Below are 24,934 nucleotides of genomic sequence, written 5' to 3'. Positions count from 1 at the left end.
TTTATTTAAGAGTAATTCGTTTCTTGGGGATTACTCTTTTTATTATACTCTATTGATGAATTTAGAATTGATTCTAAACAGCAGCTCATAAAAGAAGAGCATTAAATTGATCAACAATTCAATGCTCATAAGAGTAGGTTTTATTTATTTTTTATAAAAGTCAAATCGCCTTTCCAAGTACTCTTGAAAAGTAGCGATAAGGACGCATAAAGGCCAATATATAAATGCAACTAATAAATAAAGCGTCATCGAATCAGCCGTACGTCCAATAACTGTTTGTGCCTTTTGAATCATTTCAGGAACTGAGATAACAGCTGCTAATGACGTAGCTTTGACGATGTCCAAGAAAACATTCGTTAAAGGCGGCATCGCTACTCTTACTGCTTGAGGGACAATAATATGCCATAGCGTTTGCCATTTACTAAAACCTAGTGCACGGGAAGATTCCCATTGACCTTTCGAGACACTCCCAAGAGAGGCACGAATAATCTCTGCAATATATGCTGCGCTATTTAGCCCAAAGCCAATGATTGCAGCTGTAAATGCCGATAGCGTGATTCCGATAAAAGGAAAACCAAAGTAGAGTATAAATAAAAACACTAATATAGGTGTGCCTCGCATGAACGATATATATAACCGAGATGGCCAACGTAAGAAAATAGAGGAGGATGTTCGTCCAAGAGATAAGAAAAACCCTAACACTAAACCAATTGCCATCCCGATGAATGAGATGGCAATTGTTAAAGGTAGTCCTTCTAATACAACCGGAAGGCTCTCCCAAGCTAGCTTAGGATTAAAGAGTTTATCAAGTTCAACTTCCTGCAAGAATGTAGGACTAACCAAAAGGTTCATCATACCTTAAAAGTCTACTCCTTCAATTTCTCTTATCTCTTTTTCAGGCTTTTTGGACGCATCTTTACCAACAAAAAATTCTTTAGAAATTTTAGTTAGTGTTCCATCTTCTCTAAGCTCTGCTAATGCTTCGTTGATTTTTTTCTGCAATGTCTGATCTTGTTTGCCAAGTAGAATTCCTTGTTCTGTCGGATGGAAACGGATATCAGGATGAAGCACTAAATCAAATTGAGGCATAGCTTTAAGTGCGATGCTTTGTAGGTAATAATCGTTAATGACGGTATCGGTACGGCCATTATCCACATCTCGTAAATACACATCATTTGTTGCGTTACCATACGTCACAACTTCAGCGCCAAAGTGACGAGCAATATCACTAAATACAGTCGTAGCTCCACCACCAGCTTTTTTACCTTCAAGGTCTTCTAATGTTTCAATGCCACTTAAGTCTTCTTCCCGTACAATCATGGTTGTATAAGAATATTTGTAAGGTTCACTAAATAAGTAAGTATCTTTGCGTTTATCAGTAATTTCGATATCATTAATCGCTGCATCAATTCGTCCACTTTTTACTGCTGCGAATAGACCGTCGATTCCGATTTCTTGGAACTTCACATCTACTCCAAGTTTCTTCGCTACTTCGCGCATAACTTCGACGTCATAGCCAGATAATTGATCAGAATCCTCTGGGTGGAAGGAAGTAGCATAAAGTGTTCCAGAAGTTCCCACAACCATTTCACCTTTTTCCTGAACTTTCTCCCAGGTCGTTTGTTCGGTTTCTTTACTTTGTTCCTCACTTTTATCTTCATTAGATGCTTCTGTTGATTCAGAGCTTGAACCACCACAAGCAGCTAGTAGAAGGAGGAAGGCTAAGCTAAATAGAAATAAAAATCTATGATTTCTCATGAAAGTGTCTCCCCTTTTCTTGATGTAAATTACCTTCATTACTATAGCAATCCACTAGAACAATTTCAAGTTGTCTGGGCTATAAAACAAAAGCTCGGGGCGCCCGCTTAGCGACGTACAAACTGCGGCCCACAGGACGTGGGTTGCTCCCGTGTTGTTACACGACGCAGCGATCTTCACCCCAGAACACTTAATCCGTTTATAGTACGCTAGATGATAAAAAAAGAGTACCCCTTGTCTGGGATACTCTCCTTAGAGATTGTTTTCATCATGTTTTATATTAGGCTTGTGCGTACTTCTTCATTCTTCGATCATCTTTACTGTCTTTCACAACCAGTGCAGCGTGAACTGCCCCTGGCACCCATAGAGCCATTGTAAGCAGTAAATTTAAAAACGCTTGAAATGGTTTGCCTACAAATAATACAGCTACAGGTGGTAGTAGAATGGCTAGTAAATATAACATGATTGTTTAACCTCCTATTGATGTGTTTCTATTATGTCCTTTCCCGTAATAAATAGAAGATATGCATTCATATAATAATAATTTGTTAATAAAGAATTTTTCCTGTCTGAATAGGTGACAAGCCTTGAATTTTTCTTTTCTAGAATAATCCATTATTAGGATATATGTTTTATCTTTGAGATTCCCGGTTACATATATAGCAGAAAACAAATTATCCCATTCTAAAAGGAGAGGCAAATATATGAGTATTGAAAAAGAACTAAAAAAACTAGAAAACTTTCACGTAAATAAACCAGATGGTGTCTTAACCATGTATCTCAACACGGACTTAGCTGATCCTGAACAGCAAGGTGGAGAATGGAAAATTCATTTCAAAAATGGTATGAATAATTTTGATCACTACTTACAAGAAAGTGACAATAAAGACGAGAAACGTAACTTCAGAGAATTGAAAGAAAAGATAGAAACATATGTGCAAGACTATGAGCGTAATCTTTCTAAAAGCTTAATTGTTATTGCATCTACAGATGGATCTCTGTGGTTTGCTCAACCAATTCAAATGCCAGTTAAGACTGAATTCTTCTGGGAAGAAACACCAGTACTAGATCAATTTAAAGAACTATATAACAAGTTTCCTAAGACTGGTATCATTCTTGTTCAGCAAGAACAAGTGAAAGTTATAGGAGCTGAACTAGGTTCTGTTCAAGGTACGAAACATTATGAGCTAGATCTAGATACAGATGACTGGAGAGAAGCACAAGGCCCTCACCAAGCACAAGCTTCCATGGGTAAAGGTGGTAAGAGCCCACAGAAAGAACAATTCGAGGACCGTTTTGAAGCTAATCAGCAACGTTGGTACAAGAGCCTAGCTCCAACACTAGATAAACTAGCTAAGAATGAAGGATTTGATGAAATCATTCTTGTTGGTGCAAGAGAAGAAGCGGAAGAAATCGAATCCCATATGAACAAACCAGTTAAAGAAATTGTAAATAAAAACTTACTAGAACATGAAGAAACAAAAATTATTGATGAAGTGATTCTGTAAGTTGAGATTAAGTAAGCCGTCTCAGTAGCATAGCTGAGGCGGTTTTTTATGGTATGAAGTAATAGGAAAATATTCTACTATTTATAACTACATAGATTTATGAGAACACTTCCATCACGGTCTATTATTCGTCTTGATATTTATTATTGTATAATAGCATTGATGACGAATCCTCTTTACCAAATCAATATTCTTAAACAATAGTCCTAGCTATGATAAAATAATATTACTCATGTATAGTTATGAATGATGTTAGGAGATTGTTATGTATATAGTAGATTCTACCGTTGTCGTACCTGAAGAAAAGGCCGAGGAATTAATAGAAATTTATCAAAATCGCTCCCGTAGTGTTGATGCATGGCAGGGTTTTCGTTCGTTTCAGCTTTTGCAAAACGATAAAAAACCTGGTGAATTGACCGTTCATATGGAGTGGGATTCAAAAGAGGATTATATGCGATGGGCCACGAGCGACGAGTTCAAACGCATTCATGAGCTAGAAAAGAATTATCCAGACCAGGAGCTTGCGAACATCCCTCCAAAAGTATCAAGGTATAAGGTCGTAGCACAATGAAGACAATTGAGAAGGAAAAGATTGTTCATGAGGTTGTTGAGGGTATATATGAAGCCTATCCATTTCTTTGGGAGAAGTTTGGACAAAATGGACGTGAACGAACGACTGAGGACAATTACCATCATCTAAACCATCTCGAAACAACGTATCAGCTCAATGATCTCACATTTTTTCTAGATTATACAGAATGGCTGGAACGCGTGTTAACGAGTCGTAATGTCGGTACGGATTTAATCATTGATAACTATCAAAGGTTGCACCATGCTGCACAAGAGTTAGAAGATGAAGAGGAGCGGTGTGCTTACCAACGTTATTTAACAAAAGCCATCCAGCACTTACAACAGTCTTAATTGGGAAGAGGTGTAAAGCTTGAATCATCATACACAAATGGCAAAGCTTTTTCTTGAAGGTAATGAAGATGAAGCCTTGCAATACTTGCAAACCGCTCAGACACCTTTTAATCGTTTGATGGCTTATGAACAATTTCTAACGCCAACGATGTATCATATTGGTGATCTATGGGAAAATAACCAGATATCCGTTGCTGATGAACATTTGGCTACTGCTGTATGTGACTTTGTTCTATCTCAAGTAGATTATAGGTCTACAAAGCAAGGTCTTGATCAAGCAAAGAAAGTACTACTATTTGGTGTGGAAGAGGAACAACATTATTTAGGATTGAAAATGGTCGCATCCGTCTTCCGTGAACATGGATGGAAAGTGAGATACTTAGGCCCCAACCTCCCACTTGAACACGTTCATAAACAAATCACGACATTCAAACCCGATGTAATTGGAATTTCTGCAGCGTTATCCTATCGTTTGCCTAAGCTACAGGAAGTAGTTGAATCCTTTCAAAAGTTAGAATGGAATCCTCAGATTTTGATTGGAGGCCGAATGGCCAAGAAACATGACTTATCGAAATTCGTATCTGACAAAGTGTTTATCATGAAGGATTTAGAACAGTTACAGGGGTGGCTAGAGGAGGATCAAAACAAAGTAAATGCAACAAGTTCATGATCAAATGCCACTTCCATTACTACAAATTAATACTAAATTTGATACCCTACAGTACACCCCTGAAGCTAGTGAGGTATTTGATATAACAGAAAATTTCCTAAACATGGTTGATGAAGGTAGTAAATCAAAAGTAGAGAAATGGATTCACCCATCGCAAGGAAAAAGTATGCTGGAGATTAATGTATATGGTAAATCCTCCGATGTTGTCCTGACGGAAGTATATGTTAGGTGGCTGAATGATTTACATGCCGAAGTGATTCTTCATCCAAAAGAAAAGCAGAATGAGCATATTACCACCATGTTGGATAAGCTTCAAAATCGATTAAATGATACAAACTTTGCCTTGTTAGAGGAAAAAGAGAAAGTAGAAGACACATTAAAAGAAAACCATCGATTATCTGCCCCTTTTATTCAATTAACAGAAGGTATTGCGTTTGTTCCGCTATTTGGAGATTTGTCAGAAGAAAAGCTGTTTACTATTAAAGAGCAAGTCCTTGCTGAAGCCCACAATTATCAAACTGACCGCATTCTCTTTGATTTTACAGCTGTTGGAGAGTTAGATGCTGAAGGCTTTTGTGTACTCAATGACGTTTTTAAGACGCTGGACTTTATGGGGAAGGAAATAGTATTGATTGGGGTTAAGCCCAATCATTCTATGAAGATTAACGAATTTAAGGTTCAACTTAATATCCAATTCCTACACTCGTTGCAGACAGCAATCTATAGGTATTGTTCTCGATAAGAAAGAGGCTTTTCTTCCACATAAAGGAAAGGCTCTTTTTTATTTAGGTTGAGATTGATTAAAGGGTGATCTGTATTATTCAAGTGGTTGCTTGTTCTATATAAGAGATATGATGTGGAAGACTTAGTTTCTAGATGATTTTTTGTATATGGAGTGGGTCCTACGCTCAAATAGGGGTAGGGATGGGAGAAAAATTTTCTAGCGGACATATAATCTCTTATTTACTGTAAAAACCCTCTTTTAGAGAGGGGAACGGACATATAGTACCTTATTTGTGAAAAAACACAATATATTAAGGTGATTTTGGCTAAATAGCGTACTGAATGTCCGTTACGAATGCAAAATAGCCTTTAAATTGAAGAATAAGAGATCATATGTCCGTTTGGATAGCATCACTTTGTGGTCATAAATCATTCCTCCCGCTAAACCGGAACATCCCCTCTATTCCGGTAAGAAAAGAAACAGCATAACTCCCACAATAATGATCCCCACAAACAAAGAAGTCCCTACATACCATGCTGCTTGTTTATATTGCTTTTCTTCTATTAAATGCACAGTTTCTTTCCCGAATGTGGAGAAAGTAGTAAACGCTCCGCAAAAGCCTGTCCCTGCGAAATACCATAAAGATTGTGGAATCAGGTTGTTGGTATGTAATATAAGAAAAATGCTTAATAAGAATGAACCTGCAATGTTGGCAATCCATGTCCCTAGTGGAAAGGTAGGTCTGCCGGTATTCCATGTTTGTCCAAGAATAAAACGACTAATAGCGCCAAGACCTCCGCCTATAGCTACTAAAAAGAAACTCATACCTGATTCACTCTCCTTAAACCAGCCTTAAGCCCAAGCCAAGCTAGGCCGATACTTCCAAAGACGCTTAGAAACACATAGAGCATCGCCACTGCAATGGACTGGTTCATCCATAGTTGAATGGTTTCAACGGAGAATGTAGAAAAGGTAGTAAATCCGCCTAACACACCAGTACCGATTCCAACGATGACAGGTTTTGTTACGCGTTTAGAAAGGAATGGATGGGTGATGAAAAAGGTTAGGAGAAAACAACCAATCCAGTTCACGAAAAGCGTTTCAACGGGGAACATACTTGAAGGCTCTATTCCTAAAGAAACGGCATAACGTGCGACAGCACCTATACATCCACCGATAAATACACTTATGTATGTTGTGGTACTCAACCTGCCAACTCCCTTCCTTACGTAGTTTGATAAAGACCATAATAAAGTGCTTGATTGTAGAAATCAAGCACTTTTACATGTGGAGCATCTTCCGTATATCTCAAATTTATGATCTTCTATTGCGAAATCTTGTAATTCCTTTTCCACATCCTTCATTGGGCATGTACGGATTTCTCGAGTATCGCCGCATTGTAAGCATATAAAATGGTGATGATGCTTGGAATCACATTTAATGCGAAAATGTTTTTCACCCTCTAATATAGTCGATTCCAGTATATCCAAATCTACAAAAAGATGCAGGTTACGGTATATCGTATCAAAACTAATACCTGTATATCTTTCCCGCATGTTTTCTAATAGTTCACGAGCTGAACGATACCCATTTTCCTTTTCAAAATAAGAAAGAATATCTTCCCGTTTATCGGTGTATTTATACCCTTTGCTCTTTAAATGTTCCAAGGCACTGGTTTTATTCATGACATCACCTTCTTAAAATGAGAGCGTTGTTGAAGTTTTTTGAACCCTAAGGTAATAATAAGAATCAAAATGGCTGTAACGACAATCGTACCCCCGGGTGGAATCTCAAAGAAATACCCTGCAACTAAACCAATTAGAACGGAAGCTTCACCAAAGAGAATAGAGAAAGCAATCGTTTGTTTGAATCCCCTAGCCAACCGTATGCTAGCTGCAACGGGCAATGTCATTAATGCGGAGACAAGCAACACACCAACGATACGAATGGATGCTGCGATTACAAGTGCTGTTAATATTATAAATAGGAAGTGAATGCGTTTTGCGTGAATGCCAGAAACAACAGCATGCTCTTCATCGAATGAGAGCATAAACAGTTCTTTATAGAATAAAAAGACAAGGGAAGTAACCACCAATGCCACAACTAGGATAGTCCATAAATCTTGGCGGCTTACTGCTGTAACTGAGCCGAATAAATAATTGAATAAGTCCGTATTAAATCCGTCAGCTAATGAAATGAAAATAACACTTAAGCCGACACCGCCTGAAAGAATGATAGGAATGGCTAATTCTTGATAGGCTTTATACACTCGTCGTAATTGTTCAATAAAAATAGACCCTAATACAGAGAACCCCATTCCGGTATAAAAGGGGGTTAAAGCGAAACCGCCTAGTTTTTTATCTAGCATCAACCCAAATGCTATGCCAGATAACGTTACGTGAGATAAAGCATCTGCGATTAAGGATAATCTTCGGACCACTACGAATGTACCTAGAAGTGGGGCAATGAACCCTATTAGTAAGGCTGTGAAGAATGCGTTTTGTAAAAATTCGTATTGTAAAAAACTTGATATCATTGGTTTCCTCCTAGTGTTCGTGCTTTACGAGGTGAACGTTGTGTCCATACATCTCTGAAAGATCCTGATCACTCATATGTTCAAAGGAATGAGGATCACCGTGGAAGTGGATGCGTTTATTAAGGCAAGCAATATTAGTAGCATACGATGTCATCGTCCCAGTATCATGGGTCACTAGTAATAAGGTAATGCCTTTGTTTTTATTTAAGTCTGCTAGCATTTCATAAAAACGTTGCACATTTTCCGCATCGACTCCTACAGTTGGTTCATCAAGAATGAGGAAATCTGGTTCACTAACTAGAGCTCTTGCGATAAAAACTCTTTGCTGTTGACCTCCAGATAGATCTCCGACATTTTTGTGGAGATATTCAGTCATGCCGACGATATCCACTGCATGCTTGATTTTTTGCATATGCTGTTTGGTAAAGAAACGAAAGTAGCCCACTTTTGCGGTTAATCCCATTGAAACGACTTCATAAACAGTAGCTGGAAAACCTGTATTAAAGCTATTGGCTTTTTGAGAAACAAAACCTATCCGGTTCCAATCTTTGAATTTTTCGATTGGAGTATCAAATAAACGTATTGTACCTCGTTTATGTGGTAGAAGTCCTAAAATTAATTTTATTAAGGTAGTTTTTCCAGAACCGTTTGGACCTACCAATCCAACGAAGCTACCAGATTGAATGGAGAAGTCTATGTCCTCAAGAACTTGCTTATCTTCATATGCATAACTAAGCTTATCTATTTCTAATATAGAGTTTGTGCTCATTCGTTCCCCTCCTGTTCAGCTCCGAGAGCCTTTTGTAGTACACCAAGATTATGCCTCATTAAGCTCATGTAATCTTCGTTTTCTTCTATATCTTCTTCTGTTAGAACGGAAAGATTGTGAATGGTTAACGATTTGGCATTCAGTTCCTCTTGGATAATGGATGAAACCTGACTCGATACATTTTGCTCATATATCATGTATTTCATATCTAGCTTTTTCGCTTTTTGAATAATGCCTTCTAGATCTTTTTGGGAAGGGTCGCTCGTTGGGCTTAACCCATTTACAGATAATTGTTCAATACCATATCGTTGTTCCCAGTAGCCATAGGCTGCATGTGAGACTAGAATTTTATTACGAGTTGCATTGTTAGTAAGGTTCTCAAATTCTTGATGTAGTGCAGTCAAGTTCTCGGTAAGTTCTTTATGATTTTCTTTAAATTGTTCTTTTTTATCAGGGTCTATATTTATAAGAGCTTCTGTTATATAATCAGCCATTTCGATTGCTCGAATAGGGTCAATCCAAATGTGAGGATCGTGGTTCTCATGGGAATGCCCATCATGGGTATGGTCGTGTCCTGATTCTGAAAACAAGGACTCATGTTTTCCTAGCTCCACAAGCTCAACATCTTCTTCGCCTAATGCATCTGCCGCCGTCCCAGCGAACCCTTCTAGTCCAGCTCCTAAATAAATGAAAGCATCAGCTTTAGCAATCGTTGTCATTGTCTTAGCGGTTGGCTCAAATGTATGTGCGTCTGCCCCAGGTGGGTATATCGTTTCAACAGATACTGCTTCCCCGCCAATTTTCTCCGTGAAATATTGAATAGGGTAGATCGATGTATAGATGGTTAGTGTGTCTTCGGCTTCGTTGCTATTCTGAGTAGAGCACCCAGCACTTATAACAATTAGTAATAATAGGCTTATTAGTTGTTTCATAGTAGACTTCTCTCCCCTGGATTGTGCAATTGACTATGTAATTCTACCGTAATGATTCCGGTTTGTAAATAAGAATGATTCCGATTTGATTGTACAAAAGGAAGTCTGATTATTTCAGCTTCGCAAAAGGAATGGGAAAGAAGAAGATCAGTATGATGGTAATGGGGATGGATAAGCTTAATGCCATAAAAGGCTTTTTACTATGAAGGCGAAGCATGGAAAAAAGTAAAGCATTGAACCATAGGGTATGAAGAATCGCCCATCCATTATCATAAACAAACATGCCAAATTGAAAGCATGCCCACTCAAGGAATGTGAAAAAACTACTCCATATTGCGATATAAAGAAAATTAAATGGAAATATAAAAGGGAAATATTTAAGGTAAATGCAAATGGCAATTGGAAGGACAATAAATGAAAAGGTTAAATCAATGATTGTATGGTTTAGAAGTTTCGTGCTGATGCCCTGAAAGGCCCATAGTGTATGGTTATAGTATAGAAGGTTATAAACTAAATTTAGAATTATATAGTATTGAATGGTTGAATAGTAGAGAGTGAAATGATGCATGTCCAATAGAAAAAAAGCAATGAGAAGCCAAAAGCAGACGATTACTATCAAGTACATAGATGTTCCACTCTCCTGTTTTTAGTAATAATTACCAAAAATGGGTGGTGTCATACATTTCGGTGCTTCAATCATCATTCCGTTTTTTCTGTAAAAAACGTATATATATGCCCATCAAAAGGAATGTACAAGATAATATAAACAAAAATATCGGAGGGGTCATAGATATCACTCACTATTTTAGTTTTTCAAGAGGTATGGGAAACATACTTATTAACACTATGGTAATGGGTACGGATAGGATTATAGTAAGAATTGGTTTTTTGTGATGAAGTCTAATCATACTAAACATAAGAATATTGAACCAGGCGGAATGCCTAACACTCCATCCATTACTATATTCAAACATTTCCATCTTGAAAAACAACAACTCAATAAACGAAAAGAACACAACCCATAAACCAATATAGACAGCTTTATGTACAATTGAACTCGGGAAATATTGCAGGTACACGAGTATTGCAATCGGTAAGATAATAAAAGTGAACGTTAATTCAATGAATGTATGATTTAAAATGGGCGTTGTAATTCCCTGGTATTCCCATAGTGGATGCTTATAGTATAGAAAATTATAGACAAGGTTAAAGATAATAAAATATTGGACGGTAGGATAAGCTTGATAGGCTTTCTTTCGATCCAAAAATAGAGCGGCGAAGATAAGCCATACCACTACAACAAAAATTAAATACATATACTTATATCCCCTTACGTATGAGTCTCCTTATCTTGTCCCTTTCTATTAAGAAGGATTCACAAAACGACCAATTTCTTACATTTGATGTCCTCTAAGAAAGTGTGCACAAAAGGTATGTATCCTTGAACGATTGTGCATATTAAGCTACGGAAAATATGTTTTCTATATACTTGTACGGGTATATTAAAATGGAAACCAATACAGGAGGCATGGAAATGTTTCATTATACTGTAGAATCTACGAAAGCAATTGATGATGCTGTTCAAGCTTTAGAAGAAGAGTTAAAGAAAGAGAAATTTGGTGTGCTTTGGGATTTTGATGTGAAGGAAACATTGAATAACAAAGGGTTTGACTTTAACGATTCGTATCGAATACTTGAAGTATGTAACCCAGGTGAAGCCAAAAAGGTTTTAGAAAAAAATCCATTAGTGAGCTATTTCCTACCATGTAAAGTCGTTGTATATGAGGACGATGGGAAAACAATGATAGGCATGCCAAAGCCAACAACGTTAATTGAATTCGTTAATGACGAAGAACTAAACACCATTGCAAAAGATATTGAAGATCGAATGACTGCTTGCATTAATGAAGCGAAATAATTAGAGAATAGAACAAATAAAGATACCTCTCATGAAAATATGGGGGTATCTTTATTTTTGGATAAACAAAACACCTATTTAAAGTGAATTTTAATTAGTTGACTTCATATACTCAACGGGGGTATAGTAAAATTAACAAGAATTGAATGGAGGAACTTTTCCAATGGAAGATTATGAATTGCCTGAAGATAGCGGAAAGAAACCTGTTCAACCTAGAACCTCGGATGAAAAAGAACAAGTATTAAACCGGTTAAAACGTATAGAAGGCCAAGTGCGCGGAATACAAAAGATGATTGAGGAAGATCGATATTGTGTCGATGTATTGGTTCAAATATCAGCCATAAATGCAGCCTTGAAAAAAGTCGGATTCTCCTTAATGGAACGTCATACTAACCATTGCGTAGCAGACGCTATTCAAAAAGGGGAAGGGGAAGAAGCTATAAATGAACTGATGAAGGTCATGCAACAATTCTCTAAGTAGTGAAAGGAGGGAGGAGCCATGAGTAAGGATGTGAAAATAGGCGTTACAGGGATGACTTGTGCTGCTTGCTCTACCCGTATAGAGAAAGTATTAAATAAAATGGATGGTATAGAAGCGGAAGTCAATTTAGCGATGGAGAATGCTCACATTCATTATGATGAGGAACAGGTTAGTGCAAGCGACATAACGGCTAAAATTGAAAAGCTAGGTTATGGAGTTCAAACAGACCGAATCGAGCTTGATGTATATGGAATGACCTGTGCAGCATGTTCTACTCGAATAGAGAAAGTGCTAAATAAAATGGAAGGGATTCAACAAGCGTCAGTAAACCTAACGAATGAAACGGCACAAATTGACTATCAACCAGGTATGGTCGACCTAGATCAAATGATAAACAAAATTCAAAAACTGGGTTATGACGCAGAACAAAGAGCTGATCGGGAAGAAAAATCATCTCAGAAAGAAAAAGAACTAAAACGTAAACAAATCAAGCTCGGAATCTCAGCGTTATTATCTCTTCCTCTCTTATATACGATGATAGGACATTTAGCTGGTTTGCCAGTTCCCGCATTATTGATGAATCCATGGGTACAAATGGCTTTTGCTACGCCAATCCAATTTGTAATAGGGTGGCAATTTTATGAGGGAGCTTATAAGAATCTAAAAAATAAAACGGCTAATATGGACGTACTAGTGGCTTTGGGTACAAGTGCTGCTTACTTTTACAGTTTAGCTGAAGCAATACAAACGCTCTTTAAAGAAGACTTCGAACCTCATCTATATTTTGAAACGAGTGCAATTTTAATTACGCTTATCTTACTCGGAAAATATTTCGAAGCAATTGCGAAAGGAAGAACGACGCAAGCCATTTCTTCCTTATTAAACCTACAAGCAAAGGAAGCTACTGTTGTAAGAAATGGAGAAGAACAACAGGTTCCAGTTGATCAAGTACAGGTAGGGGACACCATTATTGTTCGACCAGGTGAAAAAGTCCCTGTTGATGGAGAAGTAACCAAAGGTAACTCCTCGGTGGATGAATCCATGATTACGGGTGAATCTATTCCTGTTGAAAAAGTTGCCGGAGAACAAGTTATTGGCTCTACCATTAATAAAAATGGGACCATTTATATGGAAGCGAAAAAGGTAGGGAAAGATACAGCTCTTGCAAATATCGTGAAAGTAGTAGAGGAGGCGCAAGGTTCTAAAGCGCCAATTCAGCGTATGGCAGACGTCATCTCAGGTTATTTTGTACCAATCGTAGTGGGTATTGCTCTTGTTACATTTGTGATTTGGATTACTATTGTAAGTCCAGGAAACCTGGCTACCTCACTTGAGGCTACTATTGCTGTCTTAGTAATCGCTTGTCCATGTGCTCTAGGCCTCGCTACTCCAACCTCGATTATGGTTGGAACAGGGAAAGCTGCCGAACAAGGTATTCTTTTCAAAGGTGGGGAGTATCTGGAAGCGACTCACAAGATCGATACAATGGTATTTGATAAGACTGGAACCATTACCAAAGGAGAACCAGAGGTCACCGATTTTGAAGGGAATACTTCTATTCTCTCTTATGTTGGTAGTGCAGAAAAAAGTTCTGAACACCCATTAGCTCAGGCCATTGTATCCTATGTACAAGATCAAGGAGTTTCCATGTCTGAACCTTCCAACTTTGAAGCTATTCCAGGGCATGGTATTCAAGCAACGGTAGATGGAAGTGAACTATTAATTGGTACAAGAAGGTTATTAAGTCAGCATAATGTGGAATACAGCAAATACGAGGCAATAATGGAAGCCTGGGAGCAAGAAGGTAAAACAGCCATGCTTATCAGTGTAGATGGCAACCTAGAGGGCATCATAGCAGTAGCAGACACTGTAAAAGAGACTGCCTTACAAGCATTAGGACAACTACGGGATCAAGGAATAGAGCTAGTCATGCTAACTGGTGACAATGAACGAACAGCAAACGCCATTGCTAAGCAAGTAGGTATTGATCGCGTATTTGCTGAAGTGATTCCAGAACAAAAAGCGGACAAAATAAAAGAACTTCAAGCACAAGAAAAGCGTGTCGCTATGGTAGGCGACGGAATTAACGACGCACCAGCATTAGCAACCGCAGATATTGGAATTGCAATTGGAACGGGTACAGATGTTGCTATTGAAGCGGCAGATGTAACGATCCTAGCTGGTGACTTGAGCTTACTACCAAAAGCTATTCAACTAAGTGGCATGACCATGAAGAACATTCGTCAAAACTTGTTTTGGGCGCTTGCTTATAATAGTGCTGGCATACCAGTTGCTGCTGTAGGATTATTAGCCCCATGGATTGCTGGTGCAGCCATGGCATTTAGCTCCGTTAGTGTTGTGAGTAACTCCCTTCGATTGAAGCGAGTAAAACTATAAAGTTCAGGAAAGGATGTTGAATCATGCAAATAACATTAGATGTAAGAGGAATGACATGCGATCATTGCGAAAAGGCAGTAAAAGGTTCTCTTGAAGAACTAAATGGCGTACAAGGAGTAGAAGTTTCTATTGATACCAATCGCGTAACCGTAACATATGATGATGTGTATGTATCAAAAGAACAGATGAAATCAGCAATAGAAGAACAAGGATATGACGTAGTAGCATAATAAATCGCCAATTTAGCTTGATGGCTAAATTGGCGATTTTTTTATCGTGTGATTTAGAGGCATAGCGGTCGCTCCTATTTTGGAAAAGTTGCTCGGAATATGGTCGAAGTAGCTCCAAAAATGCAAAAGTCGCTCCTATATCAAGAAACTTGCTCCAAATCCCAAAAACTCGCTCGCAAAAGGCCCCAGCGTCCCCGAGCACAGCACCTCGCCCACTGAATAACTTTTCTACTATATGTATAGCTCTAGCGCCTACTACACTTGAAGTATTAATCCTCTCGAAAGTGAGCAGACTGCTAAAGCTTTGCTTACATTAATTCATATAAGGAAGTTGATTCGTGTAGCCACTAAATTGCTGATGCGCTTGTTGCATTTTTTGTTGGTCAGCAGCTTCGATTCCATACCAACCATTTTTGAACATTAGATTATATAGGTTACGTTGGCAATTTTGTGTTTCGTTAAAGATGCCTGAAAGGTCTTGGTACAAATGCTGGCAGCTGGCTTCATTCAGTGCTGTGCAATAGGAGTCTGTCATGTATTTTTCTGTTGCTAGCATATCGTTTACAAAATCTCTTTCATTCATTTGTGGGTTCTTCGGAACGTTTGTTTCAGGATTTTGTACTTTCTGGCTTTGATTCATTATATGTTCCTCCTTTCCTTAATTTAAAGGTTGATTTTGTTGGTTTGGAGCTGGATTTTCATTTAAATGCTGCAGTATTTTTTCATAGTGACGTTGATGCATTTGACCTGCTTGTTCTAAAGCAGCTTTAAGCTCTGGATTTTGGCAGAAACCTGCAAAAAAATGTGCTTTTTTCGCAGCTATCAGATTCCATGACAGCATATCTGTAATGTATAGTTGATCTTTCGTGCTCACCATTGTTGGGGGTTCTGGCATGATATTAGCTTGATTTTGGCCACTCATTTGATTTTGTTGTTGCATGTTAAGTACCTCCTCACATTTTGTTATCCTTATCGTTTTTAGAATGCCTCAATTTAAACGCACTATGCTTCAGTTAAGATTCCATAAACTTTGTATTTTTCTAAAATTTCTGTCAAAATAGAAGTAATACTAATTGATGGTACAATGAAAGTGTTTACACCTAACAAATGGTTCAGAAGTCTCGCAATTATTTTTTATGATGGAGTGCTGGAGGGGAATATGATGGAACAGTTATTAAGAAACTTCTTTCTGTTTTTATCGAAAAATAAATTCTTTACTAAATTAGCTCGTAAATATGGACTACGATTTGGTGCTGGACGTTTTGTAGCTGGAGAAACGATGGAAAATACAGCGAAAGTGATACAAGAGCTGAATAATAAAGGGATGGATGTAACGATTGACCATTTGGGTGAATTCGTTGATAAAGAAGAAGAGGCAAAACAACGTACAGAAGAATGTATAGAAGCAATAGAAGTTATCTCTGAACAAGACTTACATTCCCAATTATCATTGAAGTTAACATCTATGGGGTTAGATGTTTCAGAAGATTTAGTGATGGAAAATATGCGTAAGATACTTGATGCTGGGAAGAAACATAATGTATTGGTAACGATTGATATGGAAGACTATGAACGCTGTGAAAAAACACTAGAGATATTTAAGAAGCTGAAGTCCGAATATGAGTTACTTGGGACAGTACTTCAATCCTATCTATATCGTACTGTAGAGGATATTGAAGAGCTTGATCAGTATAATCCCAATTTACGTTTAGTAAAGGGAGCCTATAAGGAATCTCCAAAAGTTGCTTTTCCAGAGAAGAAAGATGTAGATGAGAATTTCAAGAAGATTATAAAGATGCACTTACTGAATGGGAATTATACAGCAGTTGCCACTCACGATGATGCTATGATTGAATATACGAAAGAACTTGAAAAAGAGTACAACATTTCACGAGACCAGTTTGAGTTTCAAATGTTATACGGTATAAGAACAGATCGCCAGGAAGAACTAGTGAAAGAAGGCTATCGGATGAGGATCTATGTGCCATATGGGGATGACTGGTATGGTTACTTCATGCGTAGACTTGCAGAAAGACCAGCCAATGTCGCCTTTGTATTAAAAGGTGTATTTGGTAAATAGAAATCAGAGCATGTAATCCCTTTTGTAAAAGGAATTGCATGCTATTTAACAAGTAAAGAAAGCATAAATTTCTGACGCTTATGTGTCTAGCTCCAGCGCCCAGCGACTAGTATGCTTCCCTCGCCTCCGTACGATAAGTTAACATCGAATCACTTCGTTCTTCGTGTTGCCTTTATCTCCTACGGCTCAGTCCAGCATATACGTCGCTAGACGGGCGCTTGCGCTTTTCTTGTGTAATCATTTTTAAGGAGTACCAACATGAAACCATTTACAGAAAACGTTGTGAACATTATCCTATCTATTCCTTCTGGAAGAGTGATGACATATGGACAAATATCTAAATTAGCTGGAAGTCCAAGAGGTGCGAGGCAAGTCGTACGCATTTTGCATACAATGGGAGAAAAGTATAAACTTCCTTGGCATCGAGTTATCAATTCAAAAGGTGAAATAGGAATTAAAGATGAAGGATTATTTATGGAACAGAAAATGTCCTTGGAAGAGGAAGGGATTGTTTTTCAAACAGAGAAAAAGATTGATCTTTCATTATATCAATATGAACCCGATAAAAAATTTGTAGAATAGGGATGTACGCTCTCTGATGTCTAGCACCAGAATCTTAACAAAATCGTTGCTGTGGTAAAAACAAACGCTATGGCGAGGCTTTCCTAAGTCTGTATGAAAAGCCCCATTCCTTTCTTTCAAAAAAAGATTGCGAAATGTCAGAATTTATTTTATAGTAGAGGTAGATAATGGATCGTTTCGATCTATATATTTTTTTGCAGTAAAATGAATGAGTATTCATTCAAAGGATAGGGGGAACTGGTATGAAGCGAACAATCAAAAGGGCGGCCGTCTTAGGCTCCGGTGTCATGGGGGCTGGCATTGCGGCGCACTTAGCTAATGTAGGCATTCCAACACTTATGCTAGACATTGTACCTAGAGAGTTATCAGATAAGGAGGCAAAGCAAGGCCTCACGCTTGAACATCCGAAGGTCCGGAATCGAATAAGTGAAACGAGTAAACAGCAGCTTTTAAAGCAAAAACCATCTCCATTAACAAGCAAGAAAAATTTAGATCTTATTGAAACTGGAAATATGGAAGATGATATGGAGCGGTTACAAGAAGCTGATTGGATTATTGAAGTTGTCGTTGAGAATCTAGAAATTAAACAAAAAGTATTCACCTCAGTTGACCAGTATAGAAAAGAAGGAGCAATTGTTAGTTCCAATACATCAGGTATCTCAGTAGAGGCAATGAAAGAAGGACGTTCTGAGGACTTTAAGAAACATTTCTTAGGTACTCACTTCTTTAACCCACCACGGTACTTAAAATTATTAGAGGTTATCCCTACGAAAGAGACGGATCCAGAGATTCTTTCATTTATGAAGCGGTTCGGTGAGGATGTACTTGGCAAAGGAGTAGTAGAAGCGAAGGATACTCCTAACTTTATCGCTAACCGAATTGGTACGTATGGACTTCTTGTTACCGTCCAAGAAATGGTGAAAGGTAATTATAGCGTAGGAGAAGTGGACTCTGTAACAGGACCTATGATAGGTCGACCGAAGAGTGCAACATTCCGAACTCTAGATGTTGTTGGATTGGATACCTTCTTACATGTTGCTAAAAATGTGTATGATCAAGTGGAAGGAGAAGAGAAAAACGTTTTTGACCCTCCACAATTCATGAAAACAATGCAAGAAAAGGGCTGGTTAGGTTCGAAAAGTGGCCAAGGCTTTTTCTTGAAACAAAAAGGTGAAAAAGGAAGCGAAATTCTCGAATTAAATCCAGATACACTCGAATATCAAGAACGCAAAAAGCTGAAAACAAGCGCAACAGAAATGGCAAAACAAGAAAAAGGCGCCAAACGAAAATTAAAAGCACTTGTATCTGCTAAAGGTGATCGAGCTGGAGATTTAGTATGGAACATCACCAAACCTGCACTGATTTACTCAGCTGAATTATTAGGTGATATTGCAGATGATATACCATCTATTGATGACGCTATGAAATGGGGCTTTGGATGGGAGTTAGGTCCATTTGAAATGTGGGATGCAATAGGTGTTGAAAAGTCCGTAGCACGTATGAAAGAAGAAGGTCATACCGTCCCTGCATGGGTAGAAGAAATGTTGGAAAAAGGATTTTCTACTTTTTATAAACATGAAAATGGAAACGTTTACTACTATCATAACGGAGAATACAAGCAACAGACCTTTAATGAAAAAGAAATTCATCTTAGTCGTTTGAAGGAACGTAAAGGTGTTATTAAACAAAACAAAGGTGCTAGCCTCATCGATATCGGTGATGGTGTAGCCTTACTTGAATTCCATTCCCAAAGTAACGCCATCGGTTTAGATATCATGCAAATGGTGGACTACGCCATTGAGGAAGTGGAACAAAATTATGAAGGCTTAGTGATAGGAAACCAAGGTAAGAATTTCTGTGTTGGCGCTAACTTAGGCATGATTTTAATGGAAGCGCAGGATTATAATTTTGTAGAAATTGAAATGGTCATTAAAAAGTTCCAGCAAGCAATGATGAATATGAAGTATTCTAATAAACCGGTAGTTGTTGCTCCTTTCGGAATGACACTAGGTGGTGGAGCTGAAATCGCATTACCTGCTAGCGCTATTCAAGCTTCTCAAGAAACATATATGGGACTTGTTGAAGCTGGTGTCGGCCTGATTCCAGGTGGTGGTGGAAACAAAGAACTATACTTGAAGCATCTTAGAGGCATTCCTGAAGGTGTGGATTTTGATTTACAGAAGGTTACGAATGAAGTGTTTGAAAAGATTGCTACAGCAAATGTCTCCACATCAGCTGAAGAAGCTCGAGAGGCAGGATTCTTAGACCAAATGGATGCCATTAGTGTGAATGGGGATCACCTGCTGCACGATGCGAAACAGAAGGTACTTGGCTTAGCGAAATCAGGCTATCAGCCACCTAAACGTACAAAAATCCCAGTAGTTGGTGAGCCAGGGTATGCAACGATGCTACTTGGAGCAAAGACAATGGGATTCGGCGGATATGCATCCGAGCATGATATTAAAATTGCGCAGAAACTTGCTTTTGTTTTAGCTGGTGGAAATGTACCTCAACATACACTTGTTGATGAAGACTATTTATTAGACTTAGAACGCGAAGCATTCTTGAGTCTTGTAGGTGAGCCAAAAACACAACAACGCATGCAGCATATGCTTATGAAAGGTAAGCCATTGCGTAACTAATTGCGATAAGGGGGAAGAACTGTGAAGGAAGCTGTCATCGTAGCAGGTGCACGAACACCTGTAGGGAAAGCAAATAGAGGGACACTTAAGAATACACGTCCGGATGATTTAGCTGCTCTAACGATTCGAGAAACATTGAATAGGGCCGGCGGATACGAAGGGAATATTGATGATGTCATTATTGGGTGTGCCATTCCAGAAGCGGAGCAAGGTACAAATATGGCTCGAAGCATCTCAGCTTTAGCGGGTCTGTCTAATACAGTGCCTGCTATCACCATTAATCGTTATTGTTCCAGTGGGTTACAAAGTATAGCCTATGCTGCTGAGCGAATCATGCTAGGTTACAGTGACACGATTATTGCAGGTGGAGCAGAATCTATGAGTCTAGTACCTGTTCCTGGGCATGTCGTAAAGCCCAATGTAAAGCTAGTGGAACAAGCACCTGAATATTATATGGGTATGGGATACACTGCCGAAGAAGTAGCTAAACAGTTTGGAATTACGAGAGAAGAACAGGATGCTTTTGCTGTTCGAAGTCACGAAAAAGCTGCAAGAGCCATTCAAGAAGGTAAATTTAATGATGAGATTGTTCCAGTTGATGTAATAGAGAGAAGCATCGGTTCTGACAACAAAATTAAAGAAAAGGAAACGACCTTTAGTGTAGATGAAGGTGTTCGAGCAGGAACAAACTTGGAAACGCTTGCTAAGTTGAAGCCAGCATTTAAGGTTAATGGATCTGTTACAGCAGGGAACTCGTCGCAAATGAGTGATGGAGCAGCATCTGTACTTGTTATGGAAAAGGAAAAGGCTTTAGCAGAAGGGTTAACACCTTTAGTGAAATTCCACTCCTTTGCAGTAGCTGGAGTAGCACCAGAAATCATGGGAATTGGCCCTGTCGAAGCGATACCGAAAGCGCTTAAGCTAGCTGGTCTTAATAAGGAAGACATTGGACTATTTGAATTAAATGAAGCATTTGCCTCACAGTCCATTCAAGTCATTCGAGAGCTTGGACTGGATGAAGAGAAAGTCAATGTAAATGGCGGAGCCATCGCACTTGGTCACCCACTAGGATGTACAGGTACAAAACTTACGTTGAGTTTAATCCATGAAATGAAACGTCGTAATGAACAATTTGGTGTTGTAACAATGTGTATTGGTGGCGGAATGGGCGCTGCCGGAGTCTTTGAACTAATATAGAGGAGGAAACAGTATGAGTGAAACAAAAGAGAAAGTATTTAAAGGCGGGGGCTTTTTAGTAGAGGATTTAACAGCTGATGATGTTATTACACCAGAGGATTTCTCAGACGAACATTGGATGATTGCCAAGACTGCAGAAGATTTTGTTGCAGGCGAGGTTGTCCCTAAAATTGAAAATCTTGAAAACCATGAATTTGAGCATTCCGTAGCTCTATTAAAACAAGCAGGAGAGTTAGGACTGTTAGGTGCGGATGTTCCTGAAGAGTATGGCGGGCTAGGTTTAGATAAGATTAGCTCTTCTCTTATTACAGAGAAATTCTCACTAGCCGGTGGCTTTTCTGTCACTCACGGTGCACACGTTGGTATTGGATCTTTACCTATTGTGTTCTTTGGAAATGAAGACCAAAAGCAAAAATATCTACCTGTGCTAGCAACTGGTGAAAAAATTGCAGCATACGCTCTAACTGAGCCAGGTTCAGGTTCCGATGCGCTTGGTGCCAAAACGACAGCTAAACTAAATGATGCAGGTACGCACTATATCTTAAACGGTGAAAAACAATGGATCACAAACTCAGCCTTTGCGGATGTATTCGTTGTTTATGCGAAAATAGATGGCGATAAATTTACAGCGTTTATTGTAGAGCGTGATTATCCTGGTGTATCTACTGGCCCAGAAGAGAAAAAGATGGGAATCAAGAGTTCCTCTACTCGTACGTTAATTCTTGAGGATGCAGAAGTGCCAAAAGAAAATGTGCTTGGAGAGATTGGAAAAGGTCACGTCATTGCATTCAATATCTTGAATGTTGGTCGTTACAAGCTTGCAATTGGTGGTGTGGGTGGCTCTAAACGAGCGCTAGAATTAGCAGTAAAATATGCGAATCAACGTAAGCAATTTAAAACAGCCATTTCGAGTTTTCCACTAAGCCAAGAAAAGCTAGGTACGATGGCTTCCAATATCTATGCCAATGAAAGTGCCGTTTACCGTACAGTTGGCTTATTTGAACAACGCATGGGTAAATTGTCAGATGAAGAGCTTAAAGATGGGAAAGAGGTAGCAAAAGCAATTGCTGAATATGCAATTGAGTGCTCTCTTACGAAAGTATTTGGCACAGAGTTATTAGATTATGTTTCCGATGAAGCGGTACAGCTACATGGTGGCTATGGTTTTATGCAAGAGTATGAAGTAGAAAGAATTTATCGCGATTCTCGTATTAACCGCATTTTTGAAGGTACCAACGAAATCAATCGCATGATCGTACCTGGAACGCTAATGAAAAAAGCGATGAAAGGCGAACTTCCTCTTCTTCAAAAAGCAGAAAGCCTACAGGAAGAATTAATGATGATGATGCCTGAAGAGCCAGGAACGGAAACGTTAGAGCAAGAAAAGTATTTATTAAAGAATGCCAAGAAAATCGGCTTACTAGCAGCAGGTTTAGCGGCACAGAAATATGGCGAGAAGCTTGAAAATGAACAAGAAATTCTAGTTAACATTGCTGATATTGTGGGTGAAATCTACAATATGGAATCAACAGTGTTACGAACTGAAAAAGCCATTCAAAGAACGGGTGAAGAGAAAAACAAACAAAAGCTTCTTATGACCCAAGTATACGTTCAAGAAGCATTCAACCGTATCGAAGCTCATGCCAAGGAAACGTTAATTGCAAGTGAAGAAGGAGATTCTTTACGCATGATGCTATCTGCACTTCGTAAATTAACTCGTCACACACCAATTAATGTCATCACGAAAAAGCGTGAAGTCGCAGCTACCATCATTAAAGAAGAAAAATATGTAGGATAATGACTAATCCTAGAGGTAGGCTCGTATTGTGAGCCTACCTTGTTTGTGAGTAAAGAAAATATAAATTTCTGGCGCCCCGAGCTTTTGTTCATATCAATTATATTTAGGTTTTAATCCGTCAAAGAATGGTAATACCAAAAAAGAGTTATCTATCCCTCATTCATTGTTAGGATGAGATATAGATCTATGGTAAAATATGAACATCCATAGAAAAGGAGGGATGTTGATGGCATTAACATTTTATTGGTATCCTCAATGTGGTACGTGTAAAAAAGCTAAAAAATGGCTGGATGATCATAACGTTGAATATGAACCTGTACATATTGTAGAGCATCCACCGTCTAAAGAGGAAATTAAATCTTTGATTAGCCAAAGCGATCTACCTGCAAAAAAGTTCTTTAATACGAGCGGTAAAAAGTACCGGGAACTAGGGTTAAAAGACAAGCTACCGGAGGCAAGCGAGGAAGAAATGGTAGAGTGGCTAGCCTCAGATGGTATGTTGCTAAAACGCCCAATTGCAACAGATGGTAAGCAAGTGACAGTTGGTTTTAAAGAAGATTCGTTTGAAAATACTTGGACGTAATGAGCAAAACATTTGGCTTCTTAAGCCATGTTTAATAAATTTGAAATGAAAAGCAGAAAATGGAGGGTTTAACATGAGTGTACCAAAAGAATTGTATTATTCCGAAGAGCACGAATGGGTGAAAGTAGAAGGAGATAAAGTACGTATCGGGATTACGAGCCATGCTCAATCCGAACTAGGTGATATCGTATTTGTTGAATTACCAGAAGTAGGCGACACAATTAAATCAGACGATCCTTTTGGTAGCGTTGAATCTGTAAAAACAGTTTCTGAACTTTATGCTCCACTAAGTGGTAAAGTGGTCGGCGTTAATGACGAGCTAGATGACAGTCCTGAATTTGTAAATGAATCTCCATATGATAAAGCATGGATGATTCTTGTTGAGCCTTCAGACATGTCCGAGCTTGAAGAATTAATGTCTGATGAACAATACAAAGAAATGATTGATGAAGATTAATTAAAACATAGTCTATAGTAAAACGGATACCCTATACATGAGGGGTGGTTTGCTATGGATTCAAGAGATAATAATCGTAATCCTAAACAACGGACTACGAAACAAACTCAAAACCGTTCATCTCTTCAAAGCAACGTAACCAAAAAGGCAAAAGAAAGTTGGAGAGGCACAGCTGACCCAGCTAAGGTGCGCCAGTACGTTGATTGTGATGATGAGAATGGATGGTGCTAAACGATTTGGCAGTGGGAATCCACTGCCATTTCTTTTACCTAAATATATAATGTTTCTCATTCTTTTCCTGAAAAGTGTATTTTTTATTGGAATTATTGTTCATAACATCATAAACTAAAGGAAAGAGAAAAGCAGAGAACAGGTGATGAATATGGGTGAGTTTAATAAAGTGATTATTGTTGAAGGTAGAACAGACAAGAAACAAATTCAAAAAATATTAAATGAACAGGTTGATATCATTTGCACCAACGGAACACTGGGGATTGAAAGACTTGAAGAATTGATATTTGAATATGATCTAGATAATAAAAATGTATATATTCTTGTAGATGAAGATGACTCCGGTCATAAATTACGAAAACAGCTATCATTCGAATTACCTCATGCCGAGCACATATACATTGATAAGTCATTTAGAGAAGTGGCGGCAACCCCTGAACCTGAATTAGCCTCAGCACTAGTAAGCAGACATATCTCTGTAGATCCTATTTTTTTGACGTAAGATAAAGGTGATATAACA

31 protein-coding genes are annotated in these 24,934 nt (G+C 38.4%); 18 read left to right on the top strand and 13 right to left on the bottom strand.

The genetic code is table 11. The features are described 5' to 3' along the window. Window positions 1–144 precede the first annotated feature (144 nt). The 3 genes from N782_RS11230 to N782_RS11220 form a co-directional block, all read right to left on the bottom strand. Entirely contained in the window at window positions 145–855 is a 711-nt protein-coding gene (locus N782_RS11230; RefSeq protein ID WP_052111307.1) for an amino acid ABC transporter permease, read from the bottom strand. Window positions 856–858: 3 nt separating this feature from the next. After that, complete coding sequence (locus N782_RS11225) at window positions 859–1,758, bottom strand: transporter substrate-binding domain-containing protein (RefSeq protein WP_036819704.1); 900 nt, start codon at window positions 1,756–1,758, stop codon at window positions 859–861. Between the two features lie 280 nt (window positions 1,759–2,038). After that, window positions 2,039–2,221, bottom strand: a complete 183-nt coding sequence (locus N782_RS11220; RefSeq protein WP_036819700.1) for a YqaE/Pmp3 family membrane protein — start codon at window positions 2,219–2,221, stop codon at window positions 2,039–2,041. 241 nt (window positions 2,222–2,462) lie between these two features. Between N782_RS11220 and N782_RS11215 the strand changes: the two genes are divergently transcribed. From N782_RS11215 to N782_RS11195, 5 genes are all read left to right on the top strand, one after another. Beyond that, window positions 2,463–3,266, top strand: a complete 804-nt coding sequence (locus N782_RS11215; protein ID WP_036819698.1) for a VLRF1 family aeRF1-type release factor — start codon at window positions 2,463–2,465, stop codon at window positions 3,264–3,266. Between the two features lie 265 nt (window positions 3,267–3,531). Continuing rightward, window positions 3,532–3,837, top strand: coding sequence for an antibiotic biosynthesis monooxygenase family protein (locus tag N782_RS11210; RefSeq protein WP_036819697.1), 306 nt, complete (start codon window positions 3,532–3,534; stop codon window positions 3,835–3,837). After that, a complete protein-coding gene (locus tag N782_RS11205; RefSeq protein ID WP_036819694.1) occupies window positions 3,834–4,187 on the top strand; it encodes a hypothetical protein in 354 nt (117 codons plus the stop codon). The genes N782_RS11210 and N782_RS11205 overlap by 4 nt, the downstream gene beginning before the upstream one ends. Window positions 4,188–4,206: 19 nt before the next feature. After that, entirely contained in the window at window positions 4,207–4,857 is a 651-nt protein-coding gene (locus N782_RS11200) for a cobalamin B12-binding domain-containing protein (protein ID WP_052111306.1), read from the top strand. After that, entirely contained in the window at window positions 4,841–5,599 is a 759-nt protein-coding gene (locus N782_RS11195; RefSeq protein WP_036819691.1) for an STAS domain-containing protein, read from the top strand. Before N782_RS11200 ends, N782_RS11195 begins: the two co-directional genes overlap by 17 nt. Window positions 5,600–6,040: 441 nt before the next feature. Here the strand turns inward: N782_RS11195 and crcB (N782_RS11190) are convergent, their stop codons facing one another. The 8 genes from crcB (N782_RS11190) to N782_RS11155 all read right to left on the bottom strand — a co-directional run bounded on the left by crcB (N782_RS11190) (window position 6,041) and on the right by N782_RS11155 (window position 11,134). Then, on the bottom strand, window positions 6,041–6,406 hold the full coding sequence (gene crcB / locus N782_RS11190) for a fluoride efflux transporter CrcB (RefSeq protein WP_036819688.1): 366 nt from the start codon (window positions 6,404–6,406) through the stop codon (window positions 6,041–6,043). Next, window positions 6,403–6,789, bottom strand: coding sequence for a fluoride efflux transporter CrcB (gene crcB / locus N782_RS11185; RefSeq protein WP_036819686.1), 387 nt, complete (start codon window positions 6,787–6,789; stop codon window positions 6,403–6,405). Before crcB (N782_RS11185) ends, crcB (N782_RS11190) begins: the two co-directional genes overlap by 4 nt. Window positions 6,790–6,852: 63 nt before the next feature. Continuing rightward, entirely contained in the window at window positions 6,853–7,266 is a 414-nt protein-coding gene (locus N782_RS11180; protein WP_036819684.1) for a Fur family transcriptional regulator, read from the bottom strand. Further along, the gene (locus tag N782_RS11175) at window positions 7,263–8,117 is read right to left on the bottom strand and encodes a metal ABC transporter permease (protein WP_036819681.1); all 855 of its coding nucleotides are present in this window, start codon (window positions 8,115–8,117) and stop codon (window positions 7,263–7,265) included. Before N782_RS11175 ends, N782_RS11180 begins: the two co-directional genes overlap by 4 nt. Before the next feature lie 10 nt (window positions 8,118–8,127). Continuing rightward, window positions 8,128–8,886, bottom strand: coding sequence for a metal ABC transporter ATP-binding protein (locus tag N782_RS11170; protein ID WP_036819678.1), 759 nt, complete (start codon window positions 8,884–8,886; stop codon window positions 8,128–8,130). Next, window positions 8,883–9,818 carry a metal ABC transporter solute-binding protein, Zn/Mn family gene (locus N782_RS11165; protein WP_036819675.1) on the bottom strand — a complete coding sequence of 312 codons (936 nt, stop codon included), beginning with the start codon at window positions 9,816–9,818 and terminating at the stop codon, window positions 8,883–8,885. Before N782_RS11165 ends, N782_RS11170 begins: the two co-directional genes overlap by 4 nt. Window positions 9,819–9,927: 109 nt before the next feature. Further along, window positions 9,928–10,386 carry a CBO0543 family protein gene (locus N782_RS22200; protein ID WP_420805591.1) on the bottom strand — a complete coding sequence of 153 codons (459 nt, stop codon included), beginning with the start codon at window positions 10,384–10,386 and terminating at the stop codon, window positions 9,928–9,930. Window positions 10,387–10,618: 232 nt separating this feature from the next. Continuing rightward, complete coding sequence (locus N782_RS11155) at window positions 10,619–11,134, bottom strand: CBO0543 family protein (RefSeq protein WP_036819670.1); 516 nt, start codon at window positions 11,132–11,134, stop codon at window positions 10,619–10,621. 218 nt (window positions 11,135–11,352) lie between these two features. Between N782_RS11155 and N782_RS11150 the strand changes: the two genes are divergently transcribed. The 4 genes from N782_RS11150 to copZ all read left to right on the top strand — a co-directional run bounded on the left by N782_RS11150 (window position 11,353) and on the right by copZ (window position 14,844). Further along, window positions 11,353–11,736 carry a DUF302 domain-containing protein gene (locus N782_RS11150; RefSeq protein WP_036819667.1) on the top strand — a complete coding sequence of 128 codons (384 nt, stop codon included), beginning with the start codon at window positions 11,353–11,355 and terminating at the stop codon, window positions 11,734–11,736. Between the two features lie 163 nt (window positions 11,737–11,899). Continuing rightward, window positions 11,900–12,217 carry a metal-sensing transcriptional repressor gene (locus N782_RS11145; protein ID WP_052111305.1) on the top strand — a complete coding sequence of 106 codons (318 nt, stop codon included), beginning with the start codon at window positions 11,900–11,902 and terminating at the stop codon, window positions 12,215–12,217. Between the two features lie 18 nt (window positions 12,218–12,235). After that, window positions 12,236–14,614 carry a heavy metal translocating P-type ATPase gene (locus N782_RS11140; RefSeq protein WP_036819664.1) on the top strand — a complete coding sequence of 793 codons (2,379 nt, stop codon included), beginning with the start codon at window positions 12,236–12,238 and terminating at the stop codon, window positions 14,612–14,614. Window positions 14,615–14,637: 23 nt separating this feature from the next. After that, window positions 14,638–14,844 (top strand): copper chaperone CopZ, encoded by a 207-nt coding sequence (gene copZ, locus N782_RS11135; RefSeq protein ID WP_036819661.1) that lies wholly within the window; start codon window positions 14,638–14,640, stop codon window positions 14,842–14,844. Between the two features lie 313 nt (window positions 14,845–15,157). Here copZ and N782_RS11130 read toward each other — a convergent pair whose 3' ends face one another. Together N782_RS11130 and N782_RS11125 are read right to left on the bottom strand one after the other, a co-directional pair. Next, window positions 15,158–15,484 carry a spore coat protein gene (locus N782_RS11130; protein WP_036819658.1) on the bottom strand — a complete coding sequence of 109 codons (327 nt, stop codon included), beginning with the start codon at window positions 15,482–15,484 and terminating at the stop codon, window positions 15,158–15,160. An 18-nt stretch (window positions 15,485–15,502) separates the two neighbouring features. Then, window positions 15,503–15,784: a hypothetical protein gene (locus tag N782_RS11125; protein WP_036819655.1), complete on the bottom strand. Its 282-nt coding sequence runs from the start codon at window positions 15,782–15,784 to the stop codon at window positions 15,503–15,505. A gap of 222 nt (window positions 15,785–16,006) precedes the next feature. Here N782_RS11125 and N782_RS11120 point away from each other — a divergent pair, with 222 nt between their 5' ends. The 9 genes from N782_RS11120 to N782_RS11085 all read left to right on the top strand — a co-directional run bounded on the left by N782_RS11120 (window position 16,007) and on the right by N782_RS11085 (window position 24,916). Beyond that, complete coding sequence (locus tag N782_RS11120) at window positions 16,007–16,924, top strand: proline dehydrogenase family protein (protein ID WP_036819652.1); 918 nt, start codon at window positions 16,007–16,009, stop codon at window positions 16,922–16,924. A gap of 258 nt (window positions 16,925–17,182) precedes the next feature. After that, window positions 17,183–17,506, top strand: coding sequence for an MGMT family protein (locus tag N782_RS11115; RefSeq protein ID WP_036819650.1), 324 nt, complete (start codon window positions 17,183–17,185; stop codon window positions 17,504–17,506). A gap of 242 nt (window positions 17,507–17,748) precedes the next feature. Further along, the gene (locus N782_RS11110; protein WP_036819648.1) at window positions 17,749–20,148 is read left to right on the top strand and encodes a 3-hydroxyacyl-CoA dehydrogenase/enoyl-CoA hydratase family protein; all 2,400 of its coding nucleotides are present in this window, start codon (window positions 17,749–17,751) and stop codon (window positions 20,146–20,148) included. Between the two features lie 21 nt (window positions 20,149–20,169). After that, on the top strand, window positions 20,170–21,345 hold the full coding sequence (locus N782_RS11105) for an acetyl-CoA C-acetyltransferase (RefSeq protein ID WP_036819644.1): 1,176 nt from the start codon (window positions 20,170–20,172) through the stop codon (window positions 21,343–21,345). 13 nt (window positions 21,346–21,358) lie between these two features. Next, window positions 21,359–23,143, top strand: coding sequence for an acyl-CoA dehydrogenase family protein (locus N782_RS11100; protein ID WP_036819641.1), 1,785 nt, complete (start codon window positions 21,359–21,361; stop codon window positions 23,141–23,143). 226 nt (window positions 23,144–23,369) lie between these two features. Then, the gene (locus N782_RS11095; protein WP_036819639.1) at window positions 23,370–23,726 is read left to right on the top strand and encodes an arsenate reductase family protein; all 357 of its coding nucleotides are present in this window, start codon (window positions 23,370–23,372) and stop codon (window positions 23,724–23,726) included. A gap of 73 nt (window positions 23,727–23,799) precedes the next feature. Next, window positions 23,800–24,183: a glycine cleavage system protein GcvH gene (gcvH, locus tag N782_RS11090; protein WP_036819637.1), complete on the top strand. Its 384-nt coding sequence runs from the start codon at window positions 23,800–23,802 to the stop codon at window positions 24,181–24,183. A 54-nt stretch (window positions 24,184–24,237) separates the two neighbouring features. Beyond that, window positions 24,238–24,414: a DUF2553 family protein gene (locus N782_RS21290; RefSeq protein WP_152600761.1), complete on the top strand. Its 177-nt coding sequence runs from the start codon at window positions 24,238–24,240 to the stop codon at window positions 24,412–24,414. Window positions 24,415–24,559: 145 nt separating this feature from the next. Further along, a complete protein-coding gene (locus N782_RS11085; RefSeq protein ID WP_052111304.1) occupies window positions 24,560–24,916 on the top strand; it encodes a toprim domain-containing protein in 357 nt (118 codons plus the stop codon). Window positions 24,917–24,934: the final 18 nt, after the last annotated feature.

This window comes from Pontibacillus yanchengensis Y32 (assembly GCF_000770635.1).
Taxonomy (GTDB): domain Bacteria; phylum Bacillota; class Bacilli; order Bacillales; family BH030062; genus Pontibacillus; species Pontibacillus yanchengensis.
This window is presented reverse-complemented; position numbering and strand designations above follow the sequence as displayed.